The following is a 25,010-nucleotide window of genomic DNA, read 5'->3' as shown; positions in this document are numbered from 1 at the left end:
GCAAGGCCGAGGAGGGCCGGGGTGACGACCTATGACGACCGAGCGAGCCTCACAGACTTGACCACCACCGCGGAGCGCGTCCGCGGATCGGTGGAGAGCGTGATCGAGGGCAAGCCCGAGGTCGTACGTCTCGCGCTGACGGTGCTGCTCGCGGAGGGACACCTCCTCATCGAGGACGTGCCCGGCGTCGGCAAGACCATGCTCGCCAAGACGCTGGCGAAGTCCATCGACTGCTCGGTGCGCCGCATCCAGTTCACCCCCGACCTGCTGCCGTCGGACGTCACCGGCGTGTCGATCTTCGACCAGCAGCGGCGGGAGTTCGAGTTCAAGCCGGGCGCGATCTTCGCCCAGATCGTCATCGGCGACGAGATCAACCGCGCCTCGCCCAAGACGCAGTCCGCGCTCCTGGAGTCCATGGAGGAGCGCCAGGTCACCATCGACGGGCAGACCTACGAGCTGCCCAGCCCGTTCATGGTCGTGGCCACCCAGAACCCGGTCGAGATGGAGGGCACCTACCCGCTGCCCGAGGCCCAGCGCGACCGCTTCATGGCCCGCGTCTCCATCGGCTACCCGAGCGCCGAGGCCGAGTTCCAGATGCTCGACGTGCACGGGGCGGTCAACCCGCTGGACGACCTCCAGCCGGTCGCCCACGCCCACGACATCCTCAAGCTGATCGAGGCGGTCCGCTCGGTGCACGTCGCCGACGCCGTCCGGCGGTACGCGGTCGACGTCGTCGCCGCCACCCGCAACCACCCGGACCTGCGGCTCGGCGCCTCCCCGCGCGCCACGCTCCACCTGCTGCGGGCCGCCCGCGCCTCCGCCGCCCTCGCCGGCCGCGAGTACGTGCTGCCGGACGACCTCCAGGCCCTGGCCGTGCCGGTGCTCGCGCACCGGCTGCTGCCGACCGCGCAGGCCCAGCTCAACCGGCGCAACGCCGAGCAGGTCGTCCTCGACATCCTCCAGCGGACCCCCGTCCCGTCCGCGGCTCCGCCCGCCGGCCCGCTCTACGGCCGGCAGACCGGCGGCCGGCAGCTGTGATGGCGACCCCCGCCGCACCCCGGGGGCAGCGGGCCGACGACCACGACGGCCCGCGGGCCGAGGACGGCAGGGGCGGCCTGCGGGCCGCCCTCGGCGGCCTCACCACCCGCGGCCGGTCCTTCCTGGCCGCCGGGGCGGCCGCCGCCGTCTGCGCCTACGTGCTGGGCCAGGCCGATCTGCTCCGGGTCGGCCTGCTGCTCGCCAGCCTGCCGCTGATCTGCGCCGTCGTCCTGCACCGCACCCGCTACCGGGTCGCCACCTCCCGCCTGCTCACCCCGCAGCGGGTGGAGGCGGGCACCGAGGCGCGCGTCCAGCTCCGCATGGAGAACGTCTCCAAGCTCCCCACCGGGCTGCTGATGCTCCAGGACCACGTGCCGTACATGCTGGGCCCCCGACCCCGCTTCGTGCTCGACCGGGTCGAGCCGGGAGGGCGGCGCGAGGTCTCCTACCGGGTCCGCTCCGACCTGCGCGGCCGGTTCCCGCTGGGCCCGCTCCAGCTCCGGCTGAGCGACCCCTTCGGCATGTGCGAGCTCACCCGCTCCTTCAGCGCGTACGACACCCTGACCGTCGTCCCGCGGACCACGGCGCTGCCGGCCGTCCGGCTGGGCGGCGAGGCGTCCGGGTACGGCGACGGGCAGCAGCGCACGCTGGCCCTGGCCGGCGACGACGACGTCATCCCGCGCGCGTACCGGCACGGCGACGACCTGCGCCGGGTCCACTGGCGCTCCACCGCCCGGTACGGCGAGCTGATGGTCCGCCGCGAGGAGCAGCCCCAGCGCTCCCACTGCACGGTCCTCCTCGACACCCGCCGTTCCGGCTACCAGGGCTCGGGCCCCGACTCGGCCTTCGAGTGGGCCGTCTCCGGCGCCGCCTCGGTCCTCACCCACATGCTGGAGCGCGGTTACGCGGTCCGGCTGCTCACCGACACCGGCTCCTCGGTCCCCGGCGAGGGCTCCGACGGCTACGCGGGCACGTCCGGCGGCGACTCCGTGGAGACGGCCGGGCTGATGATGGACACCCTCGCGATCGTGGACCACTCCGACGGCGCCGGACTCTCCCGCGCCTCCGACGTGCTGCGCGCCGGGAGCGACGGGCTGCTCGTCGCCTTCCTCGGCGACCTCGACGAGGAGCAGGCCGCCCTGGCCGGACGGATGCGCGGCCGGGCCGGCGCGGCCGTCGCCTTCGTCCTGGACTCCGGCACGTGGCTCACCGGCGGCGCCGTGGCGGGGGCCGTCGCGGCCCGGGTCCGTCAGCTGCGCGAGGCGGGCTGGACCGTCGTCCCGGTGCCGCCCGGGGCCCGGATGGCCGATCTCTGGCAGCAGGCCGCCGGAACGCTGCGGGAGACCGCCGCCGCGGACAGCTACGGAGGATGGGCATGAGCGGGCGCACCCGTCTGACACTGGCCGCGTGGGCGGCCTCCCTGATGGCCGCCGGGGCGCTGCTGCCGCTGGTCAAGCCGGCCACCTGGATCTTCACCGCCGCCTTCCTGCTGGCCCTGCAGAGCGCCGCGGGCCTGCTGTGCCGGCGGGTTCCGCTGGCCCGGCCGCTGACGATCGCCGCCCAGCTGCTGGTCGGCGTGGTCGCCCTGACCGTGGTCTTCGCGCGGGAGCAGGCGATCCTCGGCTTCCTGCCCGGGCCGCGCGCGGTCCAGCGGGTGGCCGAGCTGTTCCGCCTCGGCGCCGACGACGTCAGCACCTACGCGATCCCCGCCCCGGACACCGAGGGCATCCGCCTCATGCTGGTCGCCGGCGTGCTGGCGATCGGGCTGCTCGTGGACGTCCTGGCGGTCACCTTCCGGCGCGCCGCCCCGGCCGGTCTGCCGCTGCTCGCGCTGTACTCGGTGGCCGCGGGGCTCTCCGGGGGCGGCGCCGGCGGGCTCTGGTTCCTGCTCGCCGCCACCGGCTATCTGCTGCTGCTCCTCGCGGAGGGCCGCGACCGGCTCACCGCCTGGGGCCGGGTCTTCGGCGGAGCCCAGCGCTCCGGCCGGGCCGGGGCGCCGGTGGGCACCGGCGGCTCGTCCTCCGCGCCGGTCCGCACCGGGCGCCGGATCGGCGCCGTCGCCATGGGCACCGCCCTGGTGGTGCCGCTCGTCCTGCCCGGCTTCTCCGGCGGGCTGCTGGGCAACACCGGTGGGGGCGCGGGCGAGGGCAGCGGGAGCGGCGGCACCATCGCGGCCGTGAACCCGCTGGTATCCCTCCAGGACAACCTGCGGCAGCCGGAGGACTTCGAGGTCCTCCGCTACCGGACCAACGCCCTGGACAACAGCGGCCTGTATCTGCGGCTCGTCGCCCTCGACCAGTTCGACGGCACGTCGTGGAAGTCCTCGGTCCGTCCGATCGAGGCGGTGCCGAAGTCGCTGCCGTGGCCCGACGGTCTCTCCCAGTCCGTCCGCACCTCCGAGGTGACCAGCAACTTCGTCGCCTCCGAGGGGTACGACCAGAAGTGGCTGCCGATGCCGTTCCCGGCCGCCCGGGTGGACGTCGAGGGCCGCTGGCGGTTCGAGCCGTCCGGCCGGATGCTCGTCGGCGACGACAAGCAGACCACCAAGGGCGTCCGCTACCAGGTGACCAGCCTCGACGTGCGGCCCACGAGCGAGCAGCTCGCCTCGGCGGGCCCGGCTCCGGAGCGGCTGCGCGAGGAGTACACCAAGGTGCCCGGCAGCCTCCCCGCCGACGTGAAGTCGACGGCGCTCGAGGTCACCAAGGACGCGCGGAACGACTACGAGCGGGCGGTCCTGCTCCAGAACTGGTTCGCCGAGGACGGCGGCTTCCGCTACGACGTGAACGTGACGTCCGGGACGGGTACGGAGGCGATCTCCCGCTTCCTGAAGGACAAGGAGGGCTTCTGCATCCACTTCTCCTTCTCGATGGCGGCGATGGCCCGCACGCTGGGCATTCCGGCGCGGGTCGCGGTCGGCTTCATGCCCGGCACCAACCAGTCCGACGGTTCGGTCTCGGTCGGCATCCGGGACGCCCACGCCTGGCCCGAGCTGTACTTCGAGGGCGCGGGCTGGACCCGTTTCGAGCCGACGCCGTCCCGGGGCTCCACGCCGTCCTACACCCGGGAGGCCACGCCCACGGCGGGACCGACCGGTCCCGCGCAGCCCTCCCGGTCGGCGTCGGCGCAGCCCTCGGCGGCGCCGAGCGCCTCGGAGAGCTGCCCGCCGGAGATGCGCCGCCTGGGCGAGTGCGGTCAGCCCGCGGCGGCCGCCGAGGACTCGTCCTCCGGTGGTGGTACGGATCTGCTGAAGGTGGCCGGCTGGACGCTGGCCGCGCTGCTCGTCCTGGCGCTGCCGTGCGTCCCGCTGCTGTGGCGGACCCGGACGCGTGCCCGCCGGCTCGCCCCCTCGGCGGGACCGCTGGCGGTGTGGCGCGAGATCGGCGACACGGCCTGGGACTACGGGGTGGAGCCGGACGAGGCGCAGACGCCGCGCAGGACGGCGGAGCGGATCGTCCGGGTGGGTGAGCTGGACGGTGAGGCCGCGGAGGCGGTGCACCGGGTGGCGGGGGCCGTGGAGGAGGCGCTCTACGCGCCGTCGCCGCGGCCGGTGGCGGGCCTGGCGCGAGAGGCCGCTCTCGTACGGGCCGGGTTCCACGCGCGCGCCTCGCGCGGCGCCCGCCTCCGGGCCCTCTTCGCCCCCCGCTCGGCGGCCCGCCTCCACTGGGCGGCCTCGGCCCGCTGGACGGGGTGGCGCCCCCTGCTGGCCCTCCGTACGCGCGGGGCGCGGCACTGAGGGACGGCACGCCTGGCCTGCCCCCCTGGGCTCACCCCTTCCGACAAGAGCGGAACGGGTGAGCCCACGGGACGGGCCGCCCCCCGGCCGCCTCGTCGGTCTGACCTTCGGCGGACCGACACGACATCGCCGGCCTGCTGGAGCAGGCCGGCGATGTCGTGTGGCCGCGAGGCTGGACCAGCCGCCCGGGGGCTGTCCGGCGCCCCGGCCCCGTGGGGATACACGGCGCCCCGGCCCCTCGGGGAAACACGGCGCCCCGCCGAGGCTCGGGGCCGGCGGGGCGCGGGGTCAGAGGGGGCGGGGTCTCCGCCAGGGGGGCGTCAGTGGCCGCCACCCTGCTGTTCGTCGCGGCGGCGCTGCCACCGCGCTTCGATCCGGTCCATCATGGAGCGTCGCGCCTGTCCGCCACCCTGGCGGCCCTTGGCCGCCCGCTGCGGCTGCTCGCCCGGCTTCGGCGCCTTGCGCCAGCCGGTGACCGCCAGGACCGCGCAGCCCAGCATGACGAGGAATCCCACCACGCTGATCCAGATCTGCTGTGCGACCATTCCGGCCATGAGGAGCGCGATACCCACCAGGAAGCCGGCGACTGCCTGGTAGACCCGTCGCCGGGTGTACGTGCGCAGCCCGCTTCCCTCGAGCGCTGTCGCGAACTTGGGGTCTTCGGCGTACAGCGCTCGCTCCATCTGCTCGAGCATTCGCTGCTCGTGCTCCGAGAGCGGCACGGAGTCCTCCTAGTCGTCGGTCGCGGGGGCGACCGGTTTGCGGCCCTTTCAGGATAGGCAGGGAATCGCCCCCGTGAAACCCGCCCTCACTACCGATCAGCCAATCCGGGCCGCCACGCGGTTCGGTTGGTGAGGCGTTGATTCCCCAGCCGTCCGCCCGTCATGCCGGATGGTTTCCCTCGATCATACGGCGCGAAGCCGCATATGGGGCGGCCTGTGGCAGAGCCGGGCCCGCACCACCGAACGGGTGGCGCGGCCCCGGAGTTCCGCCGGGTCAGGCCGGCTTCTCGGCGAGCACGTGGAGCTGGGTGGCGACGGCGTGGAAGGCGGGCAGCTCGGCGGCGGCCGCCTCCAGCTTCAGCAGGGCCTCGGCGGCGCCGGGCTCGGTGTCGACGAGGACGCCGGGCACCAGGTCGGCGAAGATCCGCACGCCGTGGACGGCGCCCACGGAGAGGCCGGCCTCCTCGGCCAGTCCGGTGAGCTGCTCGGCGGTGAAGCGCCGGGGCACGGGGTCTCCGGCGCCCCAGCGGCCGTCGGGGTCGTCGAGGGCGGTCCGGGCCTCGGTGAAGTGTCCGGCGAGGGCGCGGGCGAGGACCGCGCCGCCGAGGCCGGCACCGAGGAGGCTGAGCGCGCCGCCGGGGCGGAGCGCGGCCACCGTGTTCCGTACGCCTTCGGCCGGGTCGTCCACGTACTCCAGGACGCCGTGGCAGAGCACGGTGTCGTAGGCGCCGCGCTCGACCACGTCGAAGAGGCCGCGGACATCGCCCTGGACGCCGGTCACCAGGTCGGCGACGCCGGCTTCGGCGGCGCGCCGCTCCAGGGCGAAGAGCGCGTTGGGGCTGGGGTCGACGACGGTGACCCGGTGGCCGAGGCGGGCCACCGGTACGGCGAAGTTGCCGGAGCCGCCGCCGGTGTCGAGGACGTCGAGGGCGGCCTTGCCGGTGGTCCCGACCCGGCGGTCGAGGGCGTCTTTGAGGACGTCCCAGACGACGGCGGTTCGCAGGGAGGCGCGCGACGGGCGCGACGACGCCTCGCGGCCGAAGGCGGGAGAAGGGTCCGGCACGGCTCTTGACTCCTCGGTGACGGGTACGGACGACCCCACCCTATGGCCTCCGCGGCGCCGCGCGGATCAACCGGCCGCCCCGTCGGCCGGGGGCTGCCGGGGCAGCACGGGCTGGAGCACGAGGAGCCGCTCGACCAGGCGCAGGAAGTGGCCGGCGTCCCTGACGAGGTCGTCGGCCTCGCGCGGGGTCGCCGCGTCGGCGACACCCGCCTCGGCGAGGGCGCGGCGCGGGGCGCCGGAGGCGAAGAGGGCGCTCCACTCGGTGAGCTCGGGCGCGAGCTGCGGCAGCAGCTCCCAGGCGCTCCTTATGGCCTGGCGGCGGCGGGCGCGGGGCACGGGGCGGGCGCGGGCGGCGAGGACGGCGGCCGCGGCGCGCAGGGCGGCGAGGTGCGCGGTGGCGTACCTCTCGTGGGGCCGGTCGAGGGCGGCGGCCTCGTCGAGCCCGGCGCGGGCCTTGGCGAGCAGGTCGAGGGCGGCGGGCGGGGCGGCCGTCCGGCGGGACACGGGGTGGACGTCGGCTGCTGCGAAAGGACTGGCCATGACGAGCCTCCTGTCGTCGGGTGACGGCGTTGTCGCCATCTGTGTCCATCGTGCAGGCCCCCACTGACAATTGCTCTGACCTGGGGTTTTGTCAGAGGGCGACGGGCTGGTAACTTTTGGACTGACCAGTCAGTTCAAAAGTGGGGAAGCGGGGGGTGGATCCGTGGGATCCGAGGACCTGACCACACGGCCGGCTCCGGAGCGGGCGGGCGAGGGGGCCGGCACCGGCCGGGAGCCGGACGCGCACGGGGCCGAGCTCGTGGTCGAGGGGCTGGGGCTCAAGGGCCCGCGCGGCTGGGCCTTCCGTGACGTCTCCTTCCGTGCCGGGGCCGGGTCCCTGGTCGCGCTCGAAGGGCCGTCCGGGACCGGCCGCACCTGCCTGCTGCTCGCCCTCACCGGCCGGATGAAGACCGCCGAGGGCAGTGCCGCGGTCGGTGGCCTGCCGCTGCCGCGCCGGATGTCCGCCGTGCGCCGGATCGCCGCGCTCGGCCAGGTCCCCGGCGTCAGCGAGCTCGACCCGTCGCTCACGGTCGCCGAGCACCTGCGCGAGCGCGCGCTGCTCCAGCGCCGCTTCGACGGCTCGGTCCGCGCGCTGTTCCGTCGTCCCGGCACCCGGGCGGCCGAGACCAGGTCGCTGATCGACGAGGCCCTGAAGGCGGCCGGCCTCGACCTCGCCGCCCTCCCGAAGGGCGAGCGGACGTCCGTACGGGATCTGGAGCGCCTGGAGGCCCTGCGGCTCTCCCTCGCGCTCGCCCTGATGGGCCGGCCCCGGCTGGTGGGCGTGGACGACACGGACCTGAAGCTGTCGGACGCCGACCGGGCCGAGGCGTGGGCGCTGCTGCGCGCGGTGGCCGCCTCCGGCACCACCGTCCTCGCCGTCTGCGCCGAGGCCCCGGCCGACGCCCGGCGGATCACCACGGTCGGCACCCCCGGCACCCCCGACACCCCCGACACCGCCGACTCCAGCGACATCACCGACACCACCGACGCCGTCGCCCCGGCCGGGGACACCGGGGACGACGCCGAGGACGACACCGCGGACGCCGTCGCGCCGGCCGCGGACACCGAGGACGACACCATCGAGGAGGGGGCGGACGATGCGCTCGCCGAAACTGGCCGCTCTTGAGCTGAGGCGCTTCGGCAGGGGGAAGCTGCCGCGCGCCGCGCTCGTCGCGGTCCTGCTGCTGCCGCTGCTGTACGGCGCCCTGTACCTGTACTCGTTCTGGGACCCGTACAGCAGGCTCGACCGGCTGCCCGTGGCCCTGGTGAACGAGGACCGCGGCGCCACCGCCGACGGCAAGCGGATCACCGCGGGCGAGGACATCACCGAGGGGCTGCTGGACAGCAAGACCTTCGCGTGGCACGAGGTCAGCGACGCCGAGGCCCGCAAGGGCGTCGAGGACGGCACGTACTACCTGTCCCTGACCGTGCCCGGCGACTTCAGCGAGCGGATCGCGTCCAGCTCCGGGGACTCCCCCGAGACCGGCGCCCTGAAGGTCCGTACGAACGACTCCAACAATTACATCGTCGGCCAGATCTCGCGGACGGTCTTCTCCGAGGTGCGCACCGCCGCCTCCACGAAGTCCTCCCGGACCTTCCTCGACAAGATCTTCATCTCCTTCTCCGACATCCACGAGGCCACCGCCGAGGCGGCCAAGGGCGCGGCCGACCTGAAGAAGGGCGTCGACAAGGCCAAGAAGGGATCGAAGGACCTGTCCGACGGCCTGACCGACGCCAAGACCGGCAGCAGCGACCTGGCCTCGGGCCTGAAGAAACTGGACAAGGGATCCAAGGACCTCCAGACCGGCGCGCGCAAGGTCGCGAACGGCACCCAGGCGCTCGCCGACAAGGTGAACGGCACCGCCGACAAGGTCCGCCCCTACCTGGCGAACAACGGCACGTCGATCCGCGACACCGCGAAGCTCGTCTCCGACTCGGCCACCGCCGCCCGCAACGACCTGGAGGACCTGGTCCGCCGCGCCCCGGCGCTGCGCACCGCCGCCCACAAGGCCGATGACACGCTCGGCCGCCTGCACCGCGAGTCCTGCGAGAAGCCCCGCGCCACCCCCTCCGTCCCGCCTGCCGAGCTCCCGGAGGGCGTCACGCTCCCCGAAGGCGTCACCCTCCCCGACTCCAAGGAGGTCTGCGCGGCCCTGAAGGAGGCGTCGACCACCGCCGGCGACGTGGCCACCATCGCGGACGACGTGCACGCGCTGACCAAGGACAGCAAGGGCGACCTGAAGACGCTCGACACCCGGCTGAAGAAGCTGAAGAAGGAGGCCGACGAACTGGCCGCCCGCGCCCCCCACCTGGACGAGGACGTCGCGGGCGCCATCCGGAAGATCAACGAGCTCAACAAGGGCGCGAAGAAGGTCGCCGACGGTGCCGAGGAGCTGCACACCGGCATCACCGGTGCCCGCGCGGGCTCGGTCAGCCTGGACAGCGGGGTCGGGAAGCTGAAGAAGGGCGCCGGCGACCTCGACGGCGGTCTGTTCAAGCTCGCCGACGGCTCCGGCTCCCTCGCCACCGGCCTCAAGGACGGCGTCGACAAGATCCCGGACTACGACAAGGACGAGCGCGACCGGCGCACCGAGGTCATGGCCGACCCCGTGCAGCTGGCCGCCCAGTCGCTCCACAAGGCGCCGAACTACGGCACGGGCTTCGCCCCGTACTTCATCCCGCTCTCCCTCTGGGTCGGCGCCATGGTCGCCTACATGATCATCCAGCCGATGAACCGGCGGGCCCTCGCCGCGGGCGCCTCCGCCTGGCGGATCGCGCTGGCCGGCTGGTTCCCGGTGGCGGCGATCGGCGTCCTCCAGGTCGGCGCGCTCCTCTCCGTGCTGCACTGGGGGCTCGGCCTGGAGATGGCCAGGGCGGCCGGCACGGTGGGCTTCCTCGCGCTGGTGACCTGCTGCTTCGCCGCGATCATCCAGTGGCTGAACGCCCGCTTCGGCGCGGCCGGCCGGATCCTGGTCCTCGCGCTGCTCATGGTCCAGCTGACCTCGGCGGGCGGCACCTACCCGGTGCAGACCAGCCCCGGCTTCTTCAACGCCGTCCACCCGTTCCTGCCGATGACCCACGTGGTCGAGGCGCTGCGCCGGCTCATCACCGGCGGCGGGCTCGGTCCCGTCTGGCAGGCCGTCGCCGTCCTGACCGCCTTCACCCTGGGCGCGCTCGCCCTCACGGCGGTCACCGCGCGGCGCAAGCAGGTGTGGACCCTGGACCGGCTCCACCCCGAGCTGTCCCTGTGACCCCTTCCCGCTCTGTGAGAATCGACCCCATGGACAGCAGCAGCACCCGCCGACAGGCGACCCGGGCCAAGCTCTACGAGGCGGCCGTCACCCTCATCGCCGAGCAGGGCTTCTCGGCCACGACGGTCGACGAGATCGCCGAGCGGGCCGGGGTCGCCAAGGGCACGGTCTACTACAACTTCAAGAGCAAGACCGAGCTCTTCGAGGAGCTGCTGCGCCACGGCGTCGCCCTGCTCACCGCCTCGCTGCGGACGGCCGCGGAGGAGACGGCGGCGCGGGGCGGCAGCCGGGTCGCCGCGCTGGACGCGATGATCCGCGCGGGCCTCGTCTTCATCGACCGCTACCCGGCCTTCACCCAGCTGTACGTGGCCGAGCTCTGGCGCACCAACCGGGCCTGGAACTCCACGCTCCTCGTCGTCCGCCAGGAGGCCGTCGCCGTCGTCGAGGGCGTGCTCCGCGAGGGCGTCGAGGCCGGCGAGCTGAGCGAGGAGATCGACGTCCAGCTGACGGCGGCGGCCCTCGTCGGCATGGTCCTGGTGGCCGCCCTCGACTGGAAGGCGTTCCAGAGCGAGCGCTCCCTCGACGACGTCCACGCGGCGCTGTCGCTGCTGCTGCACGGGCGGGTGGGCGGAGGCCGCTGACCCGGATCCGGGATCCGGGATGTTGGATCCGGGATGTTGGATCCGGGATGTTGGATCCGGGATCCGGGATCCGGGATTTTGGATGTTGGATCCGGGATCCGGGATTTTGGATCCACATAACGAGAAGCGCCGGTCCCGCGAGGCTCGATCCCCCCGAGCCACGCCGGACCGGCGCTTCCTTCGTACACCCCCGTGCACGTCCCCCGTGCCGGCAGGCGCGCGACCCCGTTCCGCCGCCCCGTGCCGGCGGTTCCGGAGCCGCGCCCCTTCCGTGGCTCCACTCTCTCCTCCCGGGGCCCCCTCCCCCATCCGCGCGGATACTCATCTCGGCGTCTAGGTACGGATACTCAGTCTCCTGGTGACGGGCGGGCGCGGCCTCGTTACGATCGCGAGCGTGTCCGTACTCCCCCTGGTCTTCACCAGCGGCTGGGCGAGCGGGATCAACGCCTACGCGGTGGTCCTGCTCCTCGGCTTCTTCGGCGCGACCGGGCTCACCGACGAGGTGCCCGAGTCGCTCCAGCGCACGGACGTCCTGATCGCGGCCGGCGTCCTGTTCCTCTGCGAGGCGGTCGCGGACAAGATCCCGTACGTGGACAACGTGTGGGACTCCGTCCACACGGTGATCAGACCGGTCGCCGGGGCCGTGGTGGCGGCGCTGCTGGCCGGCGAGAGCGGTTCGCTGCCGGAGCTGGCGGCGGGCGCGGTCGGCGGCTCGACGGCGCTCATGAGCCATCTGGTCAAGGCGGGGACGCGGATGGCGGTGAACACCTCGCCGGAGCCGTTCTCCAACATCGCGCTGAGCACGGCCGAGGACCTCGGTGTCGCCGGGATCATCACCTTCGCCATGTTCCATCCGGTGGCGGCGGCGGTGATCGCCGCCGTGCTGCTGGCCCTCGGTGTGTGGCTGCTGATCTTCCTGGCCTCCCGGATCCGGCGCTTCCGGCGCCGCCGGGCGCAGCGCCGCGAGGAGCGCCGACTCGCGGCGGCCGAGGGCGGCCCACCTGCGGACCGCTCTGTCGGTGGAGGCCGATAAAGTCCCTGGCATGGGACGGATTGTGGTGGTCGGCGCGGGTCTCGGCGCCATGGCGGCGGCGGCACGGCTGGCGATCGCCGGGCACACGGTGACGGTGTACGAGCGGACGTCGACGTACGGCGGCGCGGTGGGCCGCTTCGAGCGGGACGGCTTCGCCTTCGACACAGGACCCGGGCTGCTGCACCTGCCGGCGGTCTACCGCGATCTGTTCGTGAAGACGGGGAAGAAGCCGCTGGAGGAGTGCGTCGGGCTGAGCCAGGTCGATCCGGCCGCCCGGCACCTCTTCGCGGACGGCACGCGCGTGGACCTGCCGAACGCCTCCCGGGCCGGCACGCTCGCCGCTCTGGACGCGGCGCTCGGCGCGGGCGCGGGCGAGCGCTGGGGGGAGTTCCTGGTGCGGGCCCGCGAGGCGTGGGACCGGACCCGCCGGCCGCTCCTGGAGGAGCCGCAGCCCGCCGATCCGGAGGCCCTGGCCCGTGAGCCGTACCCGGCGCTCAAGGCGGGGCTGCTCCAGCGTCGGACGCGGACGCTCGCGCAGGTCGGCGAGCGGGAGCTGCGGGACCCGCGCCTGATCGCCCTCCTGGACTCGTACGCGGAGGCGTACGGCTTCCCGGCGGCGAGCGCCCCGGCGTCCGCCGTCGTCCTGCCGTACATGGAGCAGACCTTCGGCAGCTGGTACGTGGCCGGCGGCATCCGGGCGCTGGCGGAGGCCGTGTACGAGCGCTGCCGGGAGCGGCGGGTGGAGTTCGTCTTCGACGCCCCCGTCGACGAGGTGCTGACCGAGGGGGAAGGCGCGGGCGAGCGGGCGCTCGGGGTGCGCCTCGAGTCCGGGGAGACGGTGGAGGCGGACCACGTGGTCGTCGGCGCGCCGGTCCCCGAGCTCTACCGCGAGCAGGTCCTGCCGTGGCGGTACAGCGACGAGTGGACGCACTTCCAGCGGCACGGCACCAGCCGGATGACCGTCCTGCTGGCCCTGCGCGGGGCCCGCGAGGAGGGGGCCGCGCACCGCACGGTGGTGCACGGCGCGGACGGGGGGCCGACGGTGACGGTGCTGCGGCCCGACGATCCGGCGCTGCGGCCCGACGCCGGGCACGAGGCCGTGACGGTGTCCGCCCTCGTCCACGGGCTGCCGGCGGAGGAGCGTCAGGAGCTGGCCGCGCGGATGGTCGAGGCCGCCGCGCGCGCCGTGCCGGGGCTGGCCGAGCGGCTGCTCTGGCAGGAGGTCCGCACCCCGGAGGACGTACGGGCGGCTACCGGGACGGCCGAGGTGCCGGGCCCCGCGCTCGCGGACGCCCGGGGCGAGTGGCTCCCGGCCCCCAACCTCTCCCCCATGACCGGCCTGTACTACGCGGGCGGCTGGTCGCATCCGGGCGGCGGGCTCGCCCACGCGGGCATGTCGGGCGCGCTGGTCGCCGGGCTGATCGTGGAGGGTGCTGAGTTCCGCGGCTCCCAGTGAGCGGGACCCGGCCGGACAGGACCTGAGGCGAACGTCCGGCCGGACAGGGCCTCAGTAGCGGTACTGGGACTGCTCGTCGGGGTGCTGCTCGTAGCCGTACTGCCCCGGGGCGTGCGCCTGGGGCGGCTGCTCGTCGGTGTCGCGCTGCTGCGGGACCCAGACGCCGCCGGGCGGGGTGTCGTAGCTGTACGAGGGGGCGGCGTAGGAGTCGCCGTAGTACGAGGTGTACCGCTGGCCGTCGGTGCCGGGGCCGATGTACGGGTCGGAGTAGGCGGCGTACTGCTGCGGGGCGCCGGTGGCGCCGTAGTCGTAGCCGGGCTGCTGCTGCTCGTACCCGGCGGCGTAGGTGTCGTACGCCGGCGCGGGGGTGTCGTACGCGGGCGCGGGGGCGTCGTACGCGGGTGCGGGGGCGTCGGTGTGCGGGTAGCCGGAGCCGTCGTAGCCGCCGGGCGTGCCGTAGGCGCCGGTGTCGTAGGCGTCGTACGCGGGCGTCTGCTGGGTCTGGTCGTGCTGTCCGCCGCCGTAGACGCCGTACTGGCCGGTGTCCTCGGGCAGCGGCTGCGGCTCGTAGACGGACGGCTGCTCGGCGCCGGCGCGCAGCTGCTCGGCGTCCGGGCCGGGGCCGTGGGCGGCGGCGGGGTCCTCGTAGGAGAGGCCGGAGACCTCCAGCGTGGGGCCCGCCTCGGCGGGCGGGCCCGCCTTGCGGCGGCGGCTGGCGCCGGGGTTGCCGCCGATCGCCCAGCCGGTGGAGAAGCCGCGGCGGAAGGAGAGGGTCACGAAGGTCTGGCCGACGGCGAAGGCGACCGCGCCGGCGATGATCACCGCCACCGAGGGCAGCAGCACGCCGACGACCACGCCGAGGAAGCCGCAGAAGGCGAGGATCCGCCAGCGCAGCCGCGCCTTGTACTGGAGGAGCACCTCGCCCAGCAGCCAGAGCGCCACCAGGCCGAACGCGATGTAGAGGACCGTCCACCCCATGCCCCGCCGCCCCTCTCTACGGCCACCGCCGCGGGTAGGGGCGGGTACGACCGGTCAGGACTGCTGGTGCAGTCCGAGATTCTCGTAGATCTCGAGCGTCGCGGTGGAGCTGTTGAGCGTGATGAAGTGCAGTCCCGGAACACCCTCGTCCAGCAGGCGCGCGCAGAACTCCGTCGCGAACTCGATACCGATGGAGCGTACAGCGGCGGGATCGTCCTTGACCGCGAGGATGCGTTCTTTCACGTCCGCGGGGAAGGCGGCGTTGCTGAGCTGGGGCAGCCGGTCGAGCGTCTTCACGTTCACGACGGGCATGACCTCGGGGATGATCGGGGTGTCGCAGCCCGCCTTCTCGACGCTGTCGCGCAGCCGCAGGTAGTTCTCCGGGTCGAAGAACATCTGGGTGATCGCGTAGTCGGCGCCGGCCCGGCACTTGTCGACGAAGTGCCGGATGTCGGTGTCCCAGTCGGCGGAGCGCGGGTGCATCTCGGGGAAGGCCGCGACGCCGACGCAGAAGTCCCCGGACTCCTTGATGAGCCGGACCAGGTCGGCGGCGTACCGGACGCCCTCGGGGTGCTCGACCCAGTCGCCCAGCGGGTCGCCGGGCGGGTCGCCGCGCAGCGCGAGCATGTTGCGGATGCCGGCGTCGGCGTACTGCCCGAGGACGTTCCGCAGCTCGGCGACCGAGTGGTCGACGGCGGTGAGGTGGGCCACCGGGGTGAGGGTGGTGTCCGAGGCGATCTTCTGGGTGGCCTTGACGGTGCCGCCGCGGGTGGAGCCGCCGGCGCCGTAGGTCACGGAGACGAAGCTGGGGCCGACGGCCTCGACGCGGCGCATGGCGTTCCAGAGGCCCTGCTCGCCCTTGGCGGTCCGGGGGGCGTAGAACTCGAAGGAGTACGACGTCCCGGAGGCGAGGATCTCGCGGACCGTGCGTGCGCGGTCCGTACGGACGGAAGCGGTTCCAAGGGCCATACCGGCAGGTTAGACGCGGTCCAGTGACCGCGGAAACCGCGTCCGAGTCGTGGACACCGTTTCGGACACCGGTACGACATCTTCCGGGCGGCCGGGGCGCGGGCCCGGTCGCCGCCCGGCGTGGGTCGCCGGGGGGGGGACCGGCTCGGGTCGCCGGGGGCAACGGGATGGGTCGCAGCCCGGCACGGGTTGCCGGGGGTCAGGCGCCCGCCCGCTCCCGGACCCGCTTGGCGAGGGAGGCGGCGGCCGCGGCCGGGTCGTCGGCCTCGGTGAGCGCGCGGACGACGACGATCCGGCGGGCTCCGGCGTCCAGCACCTGGTCGAGGTTGGACTCGTCGATGCCGCCGATGGCGAACCAGGGGCGGTCCTGGGCGAGCCCGGCCGCGTACCGCACCAGGTCGAGGCCGGGGGCGTACCGGCCGGGCTTGGTGGGGGTGGGCCAGCAGGGGCCGGTGCAGAAGTAGTCGACGCCGGGCTCGGCGGCGGCCGCGGCCACCTCCGACTCGGCGTGGCAGGAGCGCCCGATCAGCACCTCGTCGCCGAGGATCGCGCGGGCCGCGGGAACCGGCAGGTCGCCCTGGCCGAGGTGGAGCACGTCGGAGCCGATGGCGTGGGCGACGTCGGCACGGTCGTTCACGGCGAGGAGCTTGCCGTGGCGGCGGGCGGCGTCGGCGAAAACGGCCAGGTGCTCCAGCTCCTCGCCGGCCTCCATGCCCTTGTCGCGGAGCTGGACGATGTCGACGCCGGAGGAGAGCACGGCGTCGAGGAAGGCGGGCAGGTCGCCCTGGCGCTTCCGGGCGTCGGTGCACAGGTAGAGCCGGGCGTCGGCGAGCCGCTCACGAGGCGTGGGCATGGTGGTTCCCCCCGTCGGGTGGAGCCGGTGCCGCGGCGCGGGGCCGCGGCACCGGCGGTGGTGGTCCGTGGTGTCAGACGGCGAGCGCCTGGGCGCGGCGCTTCACCTCCGTACCGCGATTCTCGCCGAGGGCCTGCGCGGGGGTGCCGGGCAGGGTCGGGTCGGGGGTGAAGAGCCACTCCAGCATCTCCTCGTCGGAGAAGCCGTCGTCCTTGAGGAGCGTCAGGGTGCCGGCGAGGCCCTTGACGACCTTGTCGCCCTGGATGAAGGCGGCGGGCACCTGGAGGGCGTTGTTCTCCCCGCGGCGGACGGCGATCAGCTGGCCCTCCTTCACCAGCTGCCGCACCCGCGTCACCTCGACGCCGAGCATCTCCGCGATGTCGGGGAGGTAGAGCCAGGCGGGGACGAGAGCATCGATGTTTGCGTCAATCTCGGTCACGGGACAAGCCTGCCACCCGGGACCGACAGCCGGTAGTCGGGCCGCCCCGGCCGCATCCGTCCGGGGGTCAGGAGCCACCCTGGCGGACGGCCGACTTCAGCGGGACGGCGGGGTCGGCGGCGCGTTCGGGGTCGACGGGGGTGCCGGCCTCGATGAGCCTGCGCCCCTGGGCGAGGTCGCGGGGGCGGCCGACGGCGAGCAGCGCGACCGGCACCTCGTCGCGCAGCCAGAGCACCGACCAGGAGGGCCCGGAGGAGTCGCCGCGGCGTACCAGGGTGTCGGCGCCGGCGTGGTGGCCGGCGTACTGGACGAAGCGGCCGAACTGCTCGGACCAGAAGTACGGGACGGGGTCGTACGGCTCCGGCTCGACGCCCTGGGAGCCGGTGACGCAGGCGGCGACCGTGCGGGGGCCCTGGAGGGCGTTGTCCCAGTGGTGGACGAGGAGCCGTTCGCCGTAGCGGGCGGAGGGGAAGGAGGCGCAGTCGCCGACCGCGTACACGTCGGGCAGCGAGGTGCGGAGCCGGTCGTCGGCGGTGACGGCGCCGCTCGGGTCGAGGGCGATGCCGGAGCCGGCCAGCCAGTCGGTCGCGGGGCGGGCGCCGATGCCGACGACGACGGCCTGGGCGGGCAGTTCGCGGCCGTCGGCGAGGACGACGGCGCCGGGCCGGACGCCGGCCACGCGCGCGTGGGTGAGGAGTTCGGCGCCGCTCTCGGCGTACCAGCCGGCCATGGCGGTGGTGACCTCGGCGGGCAGGGCGCCGGCGAGCGGCAGGGCGGCGGCCTCGACGACGGTGACGGCGCAGCCGGCCTCGCGGGCGGCGGTGGCGAACTCGGCGCCGATCCAGCCGGCGCCGACCACGACGACGGGGCCGCCGCCCGCGAGGACGGGGCCGAGGCGGACGGCGTCGTCCAGGGTGCGCAGCAGGTGGACGCCGGGGACGCCCTCGGAGCCGGGGAGCGTGAGCGGGTGGGCGCCGGTGGCGAGGACGAGGGTGTCGTACGGGAAGCGTCCCGCCTCGGTGACGAGCTCGCGCTCCGCGGGGCGCACTCCGGTGACGTCGAGGCCGAGCCGGAGGTCGACGCCGAGGGACTCGAAGTCGATGTCAAAGGCGGAGTGCTCGGCCTTGCCGAGGAGGACGGCCTTGGAGAGCGGGGGCCGGTCGTAGGGCTGGTGGGGTTCGGCGCCGATGAGGGTGACGGGGCCCTCGAAGCCCTGCTCGCGCAGGGCGACGGCGGTCTGCACGCCCGCCATGCCCGCGCCGACGATCACGACGTGCCGCTGGGTCTGCTTCTGCTCGCTCACCCGTCCACCTTACGCAGCTGACGGCACGTCAGAAAGAGAGGTGCCCTGTGGCACTCCGGCGGCGGGGGCTAGGGTGGCGGGCACACACCACTCGCGGGAGCCCGGACGCACCGGGCTGAGAGGGAGGCTGGCCGGCCTCCGACCGTACGAACCTGATCCGGGTCATGCCGGCGAAGGGAGGGGCGGAACCGCCCATGCGTTCTTCCGAACCACACCAGAACGAACGGACCGCGGCACACCGGAACGAGCCGGCCGCAGCTCAACGAAACGGGCCGGCCTCGGCACACCGGAACGAGCCGGCGCCATCTCAACGAAACGAGCCGGCCTCGGCACACCGGAACGGGCCGGCCACCGACGTCCTCGTCGTCGGAGGCGGCGTCATCGGCCTGGTCACGGCCTGGCGGGCGGCCCTGCGCGGGCTGAGCGTCGCCCTGGTCGACCCCGAGCCGGGCGGCGGCGCCGCGCGGGTCGCGGCCGGGATGCTCGCCGCCGTCACCGAACTGCACTACGGCGAGGAGACCCTGCTCGGGCTCAACCTCGCCTCCGCCGCGCGCTACCCCGCGTTCGTCGCCGAACTGGAGGAGGCCACCGGCCTCGACGTCGGCTACCGCGCCTGCGGCACCCTCGCCGTCGCGCTCGACGCCGACGACCGGGCCCACCTGCGCGAACTCCACGCCCTCCAGACCCGCTGCGGACTGGCCTCCGAGTGGCTGAGCGGCCGCGAGTGCCGCCGCCTTGAACCCATGCTGGCGCCCGGCGTGCGCGGCGGACTCCGGGTGGACGGCGACCACCAGGTGGACCCGCGCCGGCTGGCCGCCGCGCTGCTGACGGCCTGCGAGCGGGCCGGGGTGGTCTTCCACCGGGCGCTCGCGGAGCGGCTCGTCGTCGTCCGGGACCGGGCGCGCGGGGTCGCCCTCGCCGACGGCACCGAGCTCGCGGCCGGCGAGACCGTGCTCGCCGCGGGCAGCCTCAGCGGGAGGCTCGCGGGCGTGCCCGAGGCGGTGCTGCCGCCGGTCCGTCCGGTGAAGGGCCAGGTCCTGCGGCTGCGGATCCCCGCCCCGTACGCCCCCTTCCTGTCCCGCACCGTCCGGGCCGTGGTGCGCGGCAGCCACGTCTACCTGGTGCCGCGCGAGAACGGCGAGCTGGTCGTCGGCGCCACCAGCGAGGAGCTGGGCTGGGACACCACGGTGACCGCGGGCGGGGTGTACGAGCTGCTGCGCGACGCCCACGAGCTGGTTCCCGGTCTCACCGAGCTGCCGCTCACCGAGACCCTGGCCGGGCTGCGCCCCGGCTCCCCCGACAACGCGCCGATGCTCGGGCCGAGCGCCCTGCCGGGCCTCCACCTGGCCACCGGCCACTACCGCAACGGGATCCTCCTCACCCCCGTGACCGGCGACGCCATGGCGGAGGCGCTCGCCACCGGCGCCCTCCCCGAGGAGGCGCGCCCCTTCTCCCCCCGCCGTTTCCCCACCGCTCGCCCCGTACGTCAGGAGCAGCCCGCATGAACGTGACCGTGTCCGTGAACGGCGAGCCGCGCGCGCTCGCCGCCCCCGTCTCCCTGGCGTCCCTGGTCGCCGGCCTCACCACCGCGCCCTCCGGGGTCGCCGCCGCCGTCAACGAGGCGGTGGTGCCGCGCGGCGAGTGGGCGACGACGCTGCTCGCCGACGGCGACCGGGTCGAGGTCCTGACCGCGGTGCAGGGGGGCTGAGCGCGATGTCCGACGACGTGTTCGTCCTCGGCGGTACGGAGTTCTCCTCCCGGCTCGTCATGGGCACCGGCGGCGCCCCCAGCCTGGACGTCCTGGAGCGCTCCCTCGTGGCCAGCGGCACCGAGCTGACCACGGTCGCCATGCGCCGCCTCGACCCGACCGTGCAGGGCTCGGTCCTCTCCGTCCTGGACCGGCTCGGCATCCGCGTCCTGCCGAACACGGCGGGCTGCTACACGGCGGGCGAGGCCGTCCTGACCGCCCGGCTGGCCCGGGAGGCGCTGGGCACCGACTGGATCAAGCTGGAGGTGGTCGCGGACGAGCGGACCCTCCTCCCCGACGGGGTGGAGCTCCTCGACGCCGCCGAGACCCTGGTGGACGACGGCTTCACCGTCCTGCCGTACACCAACGACGACCCGGTCCTGGCCCGGAAGCTGGAGGACGTGGGCTGCGCGGCGATCATGCCGCTCGGCTCCCCCATCGGCTCCGGCCTCGGCATCCGCAACCCGCACAACTTCGAGCTGATCGTGGAGCGGGCCGGCGTGCCGGTGATCCTGGACGCCGGCGCGGGCACCGCCTCGGACGCGGCGCTCGCGATGGAGCTGGGCTGCGCGGCGGTGATGCTCGCCTCGGCGGTCACGCGCGCGCAGGAGCCGGTCCTGATGGCCTCGGCGATGCGGCACGCGGTCGAGGCGGGCCGCCTCGCGCGCCGCGCGGGCCGCATCCCGCGCCGGCACTTCGCGGAGGCGTCCTCCCCCACGGAGGGCCGCGCCCGGCTGGACCCGGAACGCCCCGCGTTCTGACACCGGCGCGGCGTCGGACCGCCCCGCGCTCCGACGCCGGCTCGCGGTCGTACCGCCCCGCGTCCTGCCCCGGCACGGAGTCGTACCGCCCCGCTTCCCGCCCCGGCACGGAGTCGTACCGCCCGTCGTCCTGCCCCGGCACGGAGCGGGGTACGTCACAAGCGTGCTGCGGACGGGGCACGCGGGGCGGGTCGTGTCCGCACCGGCTCGTAGACTCGACGCCGTGGACACGACCCTTCAGGACCCCCTCGTCGGGCGGCTGCTCGACGGCCGCTACCGCGTCGACGCGCGCATCGCCGTCGGCGGGATGGCCACGGTCTACCGGGCCGTCGACACCCGTCTGGACCGCGTCCTCGCGCTCAAGGTGATGCACCCGGCCCTGGCGGCCGACGCGGTCTTCGTGGAGCGGTTCATCCGCGAGGCGAAGTCCGTCGCCCGCCTCGCCCACCCGAACGTGGTCGCCGTCTTCGACCAGGGCGCCGAGGGCGCGTACGTCTACCTGGCGATGGAGTACGTCTCCGGCTGCACCCTGCGCGACGTGCTCCGCGAGCGCGGCGCCCTCCAGCCCCGCGCCGCCCTCGACGTCCTGGAGCCGGTCCTGGCCGCGCTGGGCGCCGCGCACCGGGCCGGGTTCGTCCACCGGGACATGAAGCCGGAGAACGTGCTGATAGGGGACGACGGCCGGGTCAAGGTCGCCGACTTCGGGCTGGTCCGGTCCGTCGGCTCGGCGACCGCCACCACCGGCGCGGTCCTCGGCACCGTCTCGTACCTCGCCCCCGAGCAGATCGAGCACGGCACCGCGGACACCCGCGCCGACGTGTACGCCTGCGGGGTGGTCCTGTACGAGATGCTGACGGGCGCCAAGCCGCACTCCGGCGACACCCCCGCGCAGGTCCTCTACCGGCACCTGAACACCGACGTGCCGGCCCCGTCGGCCGCCGTCCCCGGCCTCCCGCTGGAGCTGGACGAGCTGGTGGCCGCGGCCACGGCCCGCAACCCCGAGGTCCGGCCGCACGACGCCGTGGCGCTCCTCGCCCTGGCCCGGGAGGCGCGCGCGGCGCTCACCGACGCGCAGCTGGACGCGGCGCCGCCGGGGGCGCGGGACGAGCAGCGGGACACCGGCGAGGACCGCACCAGCGTGATCGCCCGCCCGGTGCCCGCGCCGGAGGCCGACGACCCGCACGCGGTGCAGCACACCAGCCGCCTCGCGGCCCCCGAGCCCCCGCCGCGGGACCGCCGCCGGCCCACCCGCCCGCGGCTGTCGCGGGGCCCGCTCCTGATCGTCGCCGGCGTCCTGCTCGCCCTGGGTCTCGGCGCCGGCGTCTGGTACATCAACGCCGGCCAGTTCACCCGCGTCCCCGCGGTCCTCGGCCAGACCGAGAAGGTGGCCGCCGAGCGGCTCGCCGACGCCGGCCTGGAGCTGGGCGCGACCGAGCGCGCCTTCAGCGACGCGTACGAGCGCGGCACCGTCATGGGCGTCGACCCGGCGCCCGGCGAGCGGGTCCGCAGCCACGCCACCGTCACCCTCACCCTTTCCCGGGGCCCGGAGATCGTGAAGGTGCCCAACCTGAAGAACAAGCCGCTCGACGAGGCCAAGCGGATCCTCACGGAACAGGGCCTCGCCCCCGGCGTGGTCACCACCGCCTTCAGCACCACCGTCGCCCAGGGCTCGGTGATCGGCTCCGACCCGGAGCCGGGCACCGAGCGGGCCCCGGACTCGGCCGTCGCGCTGCTGGTCAGCAAGGGCGCCCCGGTCGACGTCCCGGACGTGACCGGCGAGACCGTCGCCGACGCCACCGCCACCCTCCAGGAGGCCGGCCTCAAGGTCTCGGTCGCACCGGAGCGGATCCACTCCACGGAGGACGCCGGCGCGGTCGCCGCCCAGTCCCTCGCCGAGGGCAGCCGGGCCGCGAAGGGCGACGCGATCACCCTGACCGTGTCCAAGGGGCCCCGCCAGGTCGAGGTCCCGGACGTCGTCGGCATGGGGACCGACGAGGCCCGCGAGGAGCTGGAGGCCGCCGGCTTCGACGTGAAGGTGGAGAAGAAGTTCCCCTTCCTCGGGGACGAGGTCACGGGCCAGTCCGTCGAGGGCGGCGGGACCGCCCCCGAGGGCTCCACGGTCACCATCACGATCAAGGGAATCTGAGACACCCATGCGCAACCCCGTCGGCGGCCACGTCCCCGTGGCCGGCGGACTCGCCACGACCGGCCTCGGCTACGCCCGCGAGCTGGGCGCCGAGACCGTCCAGGTCTTCGTCGCCAACCCGCGCGGCTGGGCCACCCCGGCCGGCAACCCCGCCCAGGACGAGCTCTTCCGGGAGGAGTGCGCCGCCCGGTCGCTCTCGGCCTGGGTGCACGCCCCGTACCTGATCAACTTCGGCTCCCACACCGAGGCCACCGTCGACAGGTCGGTCGAGTCGCTGCGCCACTCGCTGCGGCGCGGCCGGGAGATCGGCGCGAAGGGCGTGGTCGTCCACACCGGCTCGGCGACCGGCGGCCGCCCCCGCGAGGAGGCGCTGGCGCAGGTACGGGAGCGGATGCTCCCCCTCCTCGACGAGCTGACCCACGAGGACGACCCGTACCTCCTCCTGGAGTCCACGGCCGGCCAGGGCTTCTCGCTCTGCTCCAAGGCGGAGGACTTCGGCCCGTACTTCGACGCGCTCGACCACCACCCCAAGCTGGGGATCTGCCTCGACACCTGCCACATCTACGCGGCGGGCCACGACCTGGCGGAGCCGGGCGGAGCGGTACGGACCCTGGACGAGCTGGTCGCCACGGTCGGCGAGGGCCGGCTGCGGCTGATCCACGCCAACGACTCCAAGGACGTCGCCGGCGCGCGCAAGGACCGGCACGCCAACATCGGCGTCGGCCACATCGGCCAGGAGGCGTTCCGGGAGCTCTTGCGCCATCCGGCCACCGAGGGCGTCCCGTTGGTCATCGAGACGCCGGGCGGCACGGCGGGCCATGTCGCCGACATCGAGCTGCTCAAGAAGCTCCGGGGTTGATCCACTTCCGGTCATTTCCGATTGAGAGATACCCCGAGGGGGTATACGGTTCCTGAGGAAGCAGGAACCGCTACCCGAGGTTGGGGGCACCCTCATGGAGCACGAAGCACACCGGGGCCACGCAGGACACACGGACCACTCCGGCCACACGGATCACACGGGCCACGAAGGCCACCACGCGGGCCACACGGGTCACACGGGTCACGGAGACCACACGGACCACTCCGACCACGCGGGCGGCGGCGCGTCCTGGGGCATGGCGGCGAAGGCCACGCTCCACTGCCTCACCGGCTGCGCCATCGGCGAGGTCCTGGGCATGATCATCGGCACCGCGCTCGGCTGGGGCAACGCGCCGACCATGGTCCTCGCGATCATCCTCGCGTTCTTCTTCGGCTACGCGCTCACGCTGCGCGGCGTCCTCGCCGCCGGCCTGGACTTCAGGGCCGCCTTCAAGGTCGCGCTCGCCGCCGACACCCTCTCGATCGCCGTCATGGAGATCGTCGACAACGGCGTCCTGCTGCTCGTCCCGGGCGCCATGGACGCCCACCTGGACGCACCGCTGTTCTGGGGCGCGCTCGCCTTCGCCTTCCTCGTCGCCTTCGTGGTCACCACGCCGGTGAACAAGTGGCTGATCGGGCGCGGCAAGGGCCACGCGGTGGTGCACCAGTACCACCACTGAGGGAGGCGCGGACGGCGGCCCGGGGCTACAGCTCCGGGCCGTCGCCCGGTTCCTCCTGGTACGAGTAGCGCTGCTCGCGCCACGGGTCGCCGAGGTTGTGGTAGCCGCGCTCCTCCCAGAAGCCCCGGCGGTCGGCCGTCATGTACTCCACGCCACGGACCCACTTCGGGCCCTTCCAGGCGTACAGGTGCGGCACGACGAGCCGCAGCGGGAAGCCGTGCTCGGCGGTGAGCAGTTCGCCGTCCTTGTGGGTGGCGAAGATCGTGCGCTCGTCCGCGAAGTCGGCGAGCCGCATGTTGGCGCTGTAGCCGTACTCGGCCCAGACCATCACGTGCGTGACGTGCGGCGCCGGCGGGGCGAGCTCCAGGACCGTGCGGGCGGCGACCCCGCCCCACTCCGCGCCGAGCATGCTGAATTTGGTCACGCAGTGGAGGTCGGCCACGACCGTGGAGAACGGCAGGGCCGAGAAGTCCTCGTGGTTCCAGCAGCGCTTCTCGCCGTCGGCGGTGGCCCCGAAGACGCGGAACTCCCAGCGCTCGGGCTTGAACTTGGGCACGGGCCCGTAATGGGTGACCGGCCAGCCGCGCTGGAGCCGCTGCCCCGGCGGTAGCTCGGGCGAAATGTCCGGCATCTCCGCTTCCCGGTGTACTCCGCTCTCCGGCTGACCCATGCCCTCCATGGTGACAGACGGCAAGGTGTGGTCATGACCAGCCACCCACCCGGACGCAGCCATTCGGGCAAGTCCTACTAAGCCTGCACTTACTGGACGCCCCCCATTCGGAGTGCGAGGATGCGGCCA

The 25,010-nt window shown here is 74.3% G+C and carries 23 protein-coding genes and 1 riboswitch; of the genes, 14 read left to right on the top strand and 9 right to left on the bottom strand.

The genetic code is table 11. From position 1 onward, the window contains the following. Positions 1-21: 21 nt before the first annotated feature. Genes ACIGHB_RS15000 through ACIGHB_RS14990 form a run of 3 tightly spaced genes read left to right on the top strand, consistent with a single transcriptional unit; the run spans position 22 to position 4,771 of the window. Positions 22-1,038 carry a MoxR family ATPase gene (locus ACIGHB_RS15000; RefSeq protein WP_360313531.1) on the top strand — a complete coding sequence of 339 codons (1,017 nt, stop codon included), beginning with the start codon at positions 22-24 and terminating at the stop codon, positions 1,036-1,038. Then, positions 1,038-2,417, top strand: a complete 1,380-nt coding sequence (locus ACIGHB_RS14995) for a DUF58 domain-containing protein (RefSeq protein ID WP_388870010.1) — start codon at positions 1,038-1,040, stop codon at positions 2,415-2,417. The genes ACIGHB_RS15000 and ACIGHB_RS14995 overlap by 1 nt, the downstream gene beginning before the upstream one ends. Then, positions 2,414-4,771, top strand: coding sequence for a DUF3488 and DUF4129 domain-containing transglutaminase family protein (locus ACIGHB_RS14990; RefSeq protein ID WP_399913157.1), 2,358 nt, complete (start codon positions 2,414-2,416; stop codon positions 4,769-4,771). The genes ACIGHB_RS14995 and ACIGHB_RS14990 overlap by 4 nt, the downstream gene beginning before the upstream one ends. 320 nt (positions 4,772-5,091) lie before the next feature. On the opposite strand, the gene ACIGHB_RS14985 is transcribed toward ACIGHB_RS14990, so the two are convergent. From ACIGHB_RS14985 to ACIGHB_RS14975, 3 genes are all read right to left on the bottom strand, one after another. After that, positions 5,092-5,493: a DUF3040 domain-containing protein gene (locus ACIGHB_RS14985; RefSeq protein ID WP_360313537.1), complete on the bottom strand. Its 402-nt coding sequence runs from the start codon at positions 5,491-5,493 to the stop codon at positions 5,092-5,094. A 274-nt stretch (positions 5,494-5,767) separates the two neighbouring features. Then, positions 5,768-6,556, bottom strand: coding sequence for a methyltransferase (locus ACIGHB_RS14980; RefSeq protein ID WP_360313539.1), 789 nt, complete (start codon positions 6,554-6,556; stop codon positions 5,768-5,770). Positions 6,557-6,622: 66 nt separating this feature from the next. Then, a complete protein-coding gene (locus ACIGHB_RS14975) occupies positions 6,623-7,096 on the bottom strand; it encodes an SAV_6107 family HEPN domain-containing protein (protein ID WP_360313541.1) in 474 nt (157 codons plus the stop codon). 259 nt (positions 7,097-7,355) lie between these two features. Between ACIGHB_RS14975 and ACIGHB_RS14970 the strand changes: the two genes are divergently transcribed. From ACIGHB_RS14970 to ACIGHB_RS14950, 5 genes are all read left to right on the top strand, one after another. After that, complete coding sequence (locus ACIGHB_RS14970; RefSeq protein WP_399913634.1) at positions 7,356-8,222, top strand: ATP-binding cassette domain-containing protein; 867 nt, start codon at positions 7,356-7,358, stop codon at positions 8,220-8,222. Then, positions 8,194-10,347: a YhgE/Pip domain-containing protein gene (locus ACIGHB_RS14965; RefSeq protein WP_360313543.1), complete on the top strand. Its 2,154-nt coding sequence runs from the start codon at positions 8,194-8,196 to the stop codon at positions 10,345-10,347. Before ACIGHB_RS14970 ends, ACIGHB_RS14965 begins: the two co-directional genes overlap by 29 nt. Positions 10,348-10,376: 29 nt before the next feature. After that, positions 10,377-10,988, top strand: coding sequence for a TetR/AcrR family transcriptional regulator (locus tag ACIGHB_RS14960; RefSeq protein WP_360313545.1), 612 nt, complete (start codon positions 10,377-10,379; stop codon positions 10,986-10,988). 394 nt (positions 10,989-11,382) lie between these two features. Continuing rightward, on the top strand, positions 11,383-12,021 hold the full coding sequence (locus ACIGHB_RS14955; protein ID WP_360313547.1) for a DUF4126 domain-containing protein: 639 nt from the start codon (positions 11,383-11,385) through the stop codon (positions 12,019-12,021). A gap of 10 nt (positions 12,022-12,031) precedes the next feature. Continuing rightward, positions 12,032-13,477, top strand: a complete 1,446-nt coding sequence (locus tag ACIGHB_RS14950; protein ID WP_399913150.1) for a phytoene desaturase family protein — start codon at positions 12,032-12,034, stop codon at positions 13,475-13,477. Between the two features lie 51 nt (positions 13,478-13,528). On the opposite strand, the gene ACIGHB_RS14945 is transcribed toward ACIGHB_RS14950, so the two are convergent. The 5 genes from ACIGHB_RS14945 to ACIGHB_RS14925 form a co-directional block, all read right to left on the bottom strand. Next, positions 13,529-14,455, bottom strand: coding sequence for a hypothetical protein (locus tag ACIGHB_RS14945; protein ID WP_399913147.1), 927 nt, complete (start codon positions 14,453-14,455; stop codon positions 13,529-13,531). A gap of 54 nt (positions 14,456-14,509) precedes the next feature. After that, positions 14,510-15,424, bottom strand: a complete 915-nt coding sequence (gene metF / locus ACIGHB_RS14940; RefSeq protein WP_360313553.1) for a methylenetetrahydrofolate reductase [NAD(P)H] — start codon at positions 15,422-15,424, stop codon at positions 14,510-14,512. A 199-nt stretch (positions 15,425-15,623) separates the two neighbouring features. Next, positions 15,624-16,277: a thiamine phosphate synthase gene (gene thiE, locus ACIGHB_RS14935; protein ID WP_360313555.1), complete on the bottom strand. Its 654-nt coding sequence runs from the start codon at positions 16,275-16,277 to the stop codon at positions 15,624-15,626. 73 nt (positions 16,278-16,350) lie between these two features. Beyond that, positions 16,351-16,716: an Rv2175c family DNA-binding protein gene (locus ACIGHB_RS14930; RefSeq protein WP_360313557.1), complete on the bottom strand. Its 366-nt coding sequence runs from the start codon at positions 16,714-16,716 to the stop codon at positions 16,351-16,353. Between the two features lie 67 nt (positions 16,717-16,783). Further along, a complete protein-coding gene (locus ACIGHB_RS14925) occupies positions 16,784-18,019 on the bottom strand; it encodes an NAD(P)/FAD-dependent oxidoreductase (protein WP_399913142.1) in 1,236 nt (411 codons plus the stop codon). Positions 18,020-18,102: 83 nt separating this feature from the next. Next, positions 18,103-18,216: riboswitch (TPP riboswitch) on the top strand. On the opposite strand from ACIGHB_RS14925, the gene thiO reads away from it, so the two are divergent. From thiO to ACIGHB_RS14895, 6 genes are all read left to right on the top strand, one after another. After that, positions 18,214-19,524 carry a glycine oxidase ThiO gene (gene thiO, locus ACIGHB_RS14920; protein WP_399913139.1) on the top strand — a complete coding sequence of 437 codons (1,311 nt, stop codon included), beginning with the start codon at positions 18,214-18,216 and terminating at the stop codon, positions 19,522-19,524. Its footprint overlaps the riboswitch before it by 3 nt. After that, positions 19,521-19,727, top strand: coding sequence for a sulfur carrier protein ThiS (gene thiS / locus ACIGHB_RS14915; RefSeq protein WP_388870042.1), 207 nt, complete (start codon positions 19,521-19,523; stop codon positions 19,725-19,727). Before thiO ends, thiS begins: the two co-directional genes overlap by 4 nt. A gap of 5 nt (positions 19,728-19,732) precedes the next feature. After that, positions 19,733-20,527: a thiazole synthase gene (locus ACIGHB_RS14910; protein WP_360313565.1), complete on the top strand. Its 795-nt coding sequence runs from the start codon at positions 19,733-19,735 to the stop codon at positions 20,525-20,527. A 223-nt stretch (positions 20,528-20,750) separates the two neighbouring features. After that, entirely contained in the window at positions 20,751-22,673 is a 1,923-nt protein-coding gene (gene pknB, locus ACIGHB_RS14905; RefSeq protein ID WP_399913134.1) for a Stk1 family PASTA domain-containing Ser/Thr kinase, read from the top strand. A gap of 7 nt (positions 22,674-22,680) precedes the next feature. Continuing rightward, positions 22,681-23,532 carry a deoxyribonuclease IV gene (locus ACIGHB_RS14900; protein WP_399913131.1) on the top strand — a complete coding sequence of 284 codons (852 nt, stop codon included), beginning with the start codon at positions 22,681-22,683 and terminating at the stop codon, positions 23,530-23,532. Positions 23,533-23,626: 94 nt separating this feature from the next. Continuing rightward, positions 23,627-24,211, top strand: a complete 585-nt coding sequence (locus tag ACIGHB_RS14895; RefSeq protein WP_399913129.1) for a DUF4396 domain-containing protein — start codon at positions 23,627-23,629, stop codon at positions 24,209-24,211. Between the two features lie 25 nt (positions 24,212-24,236). Here ACIGHB_RS14895 and ACIGHB_RS14890 read toward each other — a convergent pair whose 3' ends face one another. After that, positions 24,237-24,881, bottom strand: a complete 645-nt coding sequence (locus tag ACIGHB_RS14890) for a sulfite oxidase-like oxidoreductase (RefSeq protein ID WP_360313575.1) — start codon at positions 24,879-24,881, stop codon at positions 24,237-24,239. Positions 24,882-25,010: the final 129 nt, after the last annotated feature.

Origin of the sequence: Streptomyces sp. NPDC085460, assembly GCF_044541975.1 — a bacterium.
In the GTDB taxonomy this organism is placed as follows: Bacteria; Actinomycetota; Actinomycetes; order Streptomycetales; family Streptomycetaceae; genus Streptomyces.
This window is presented reverse-complemented; position numbering and strand designations above follow the sequence as displayed.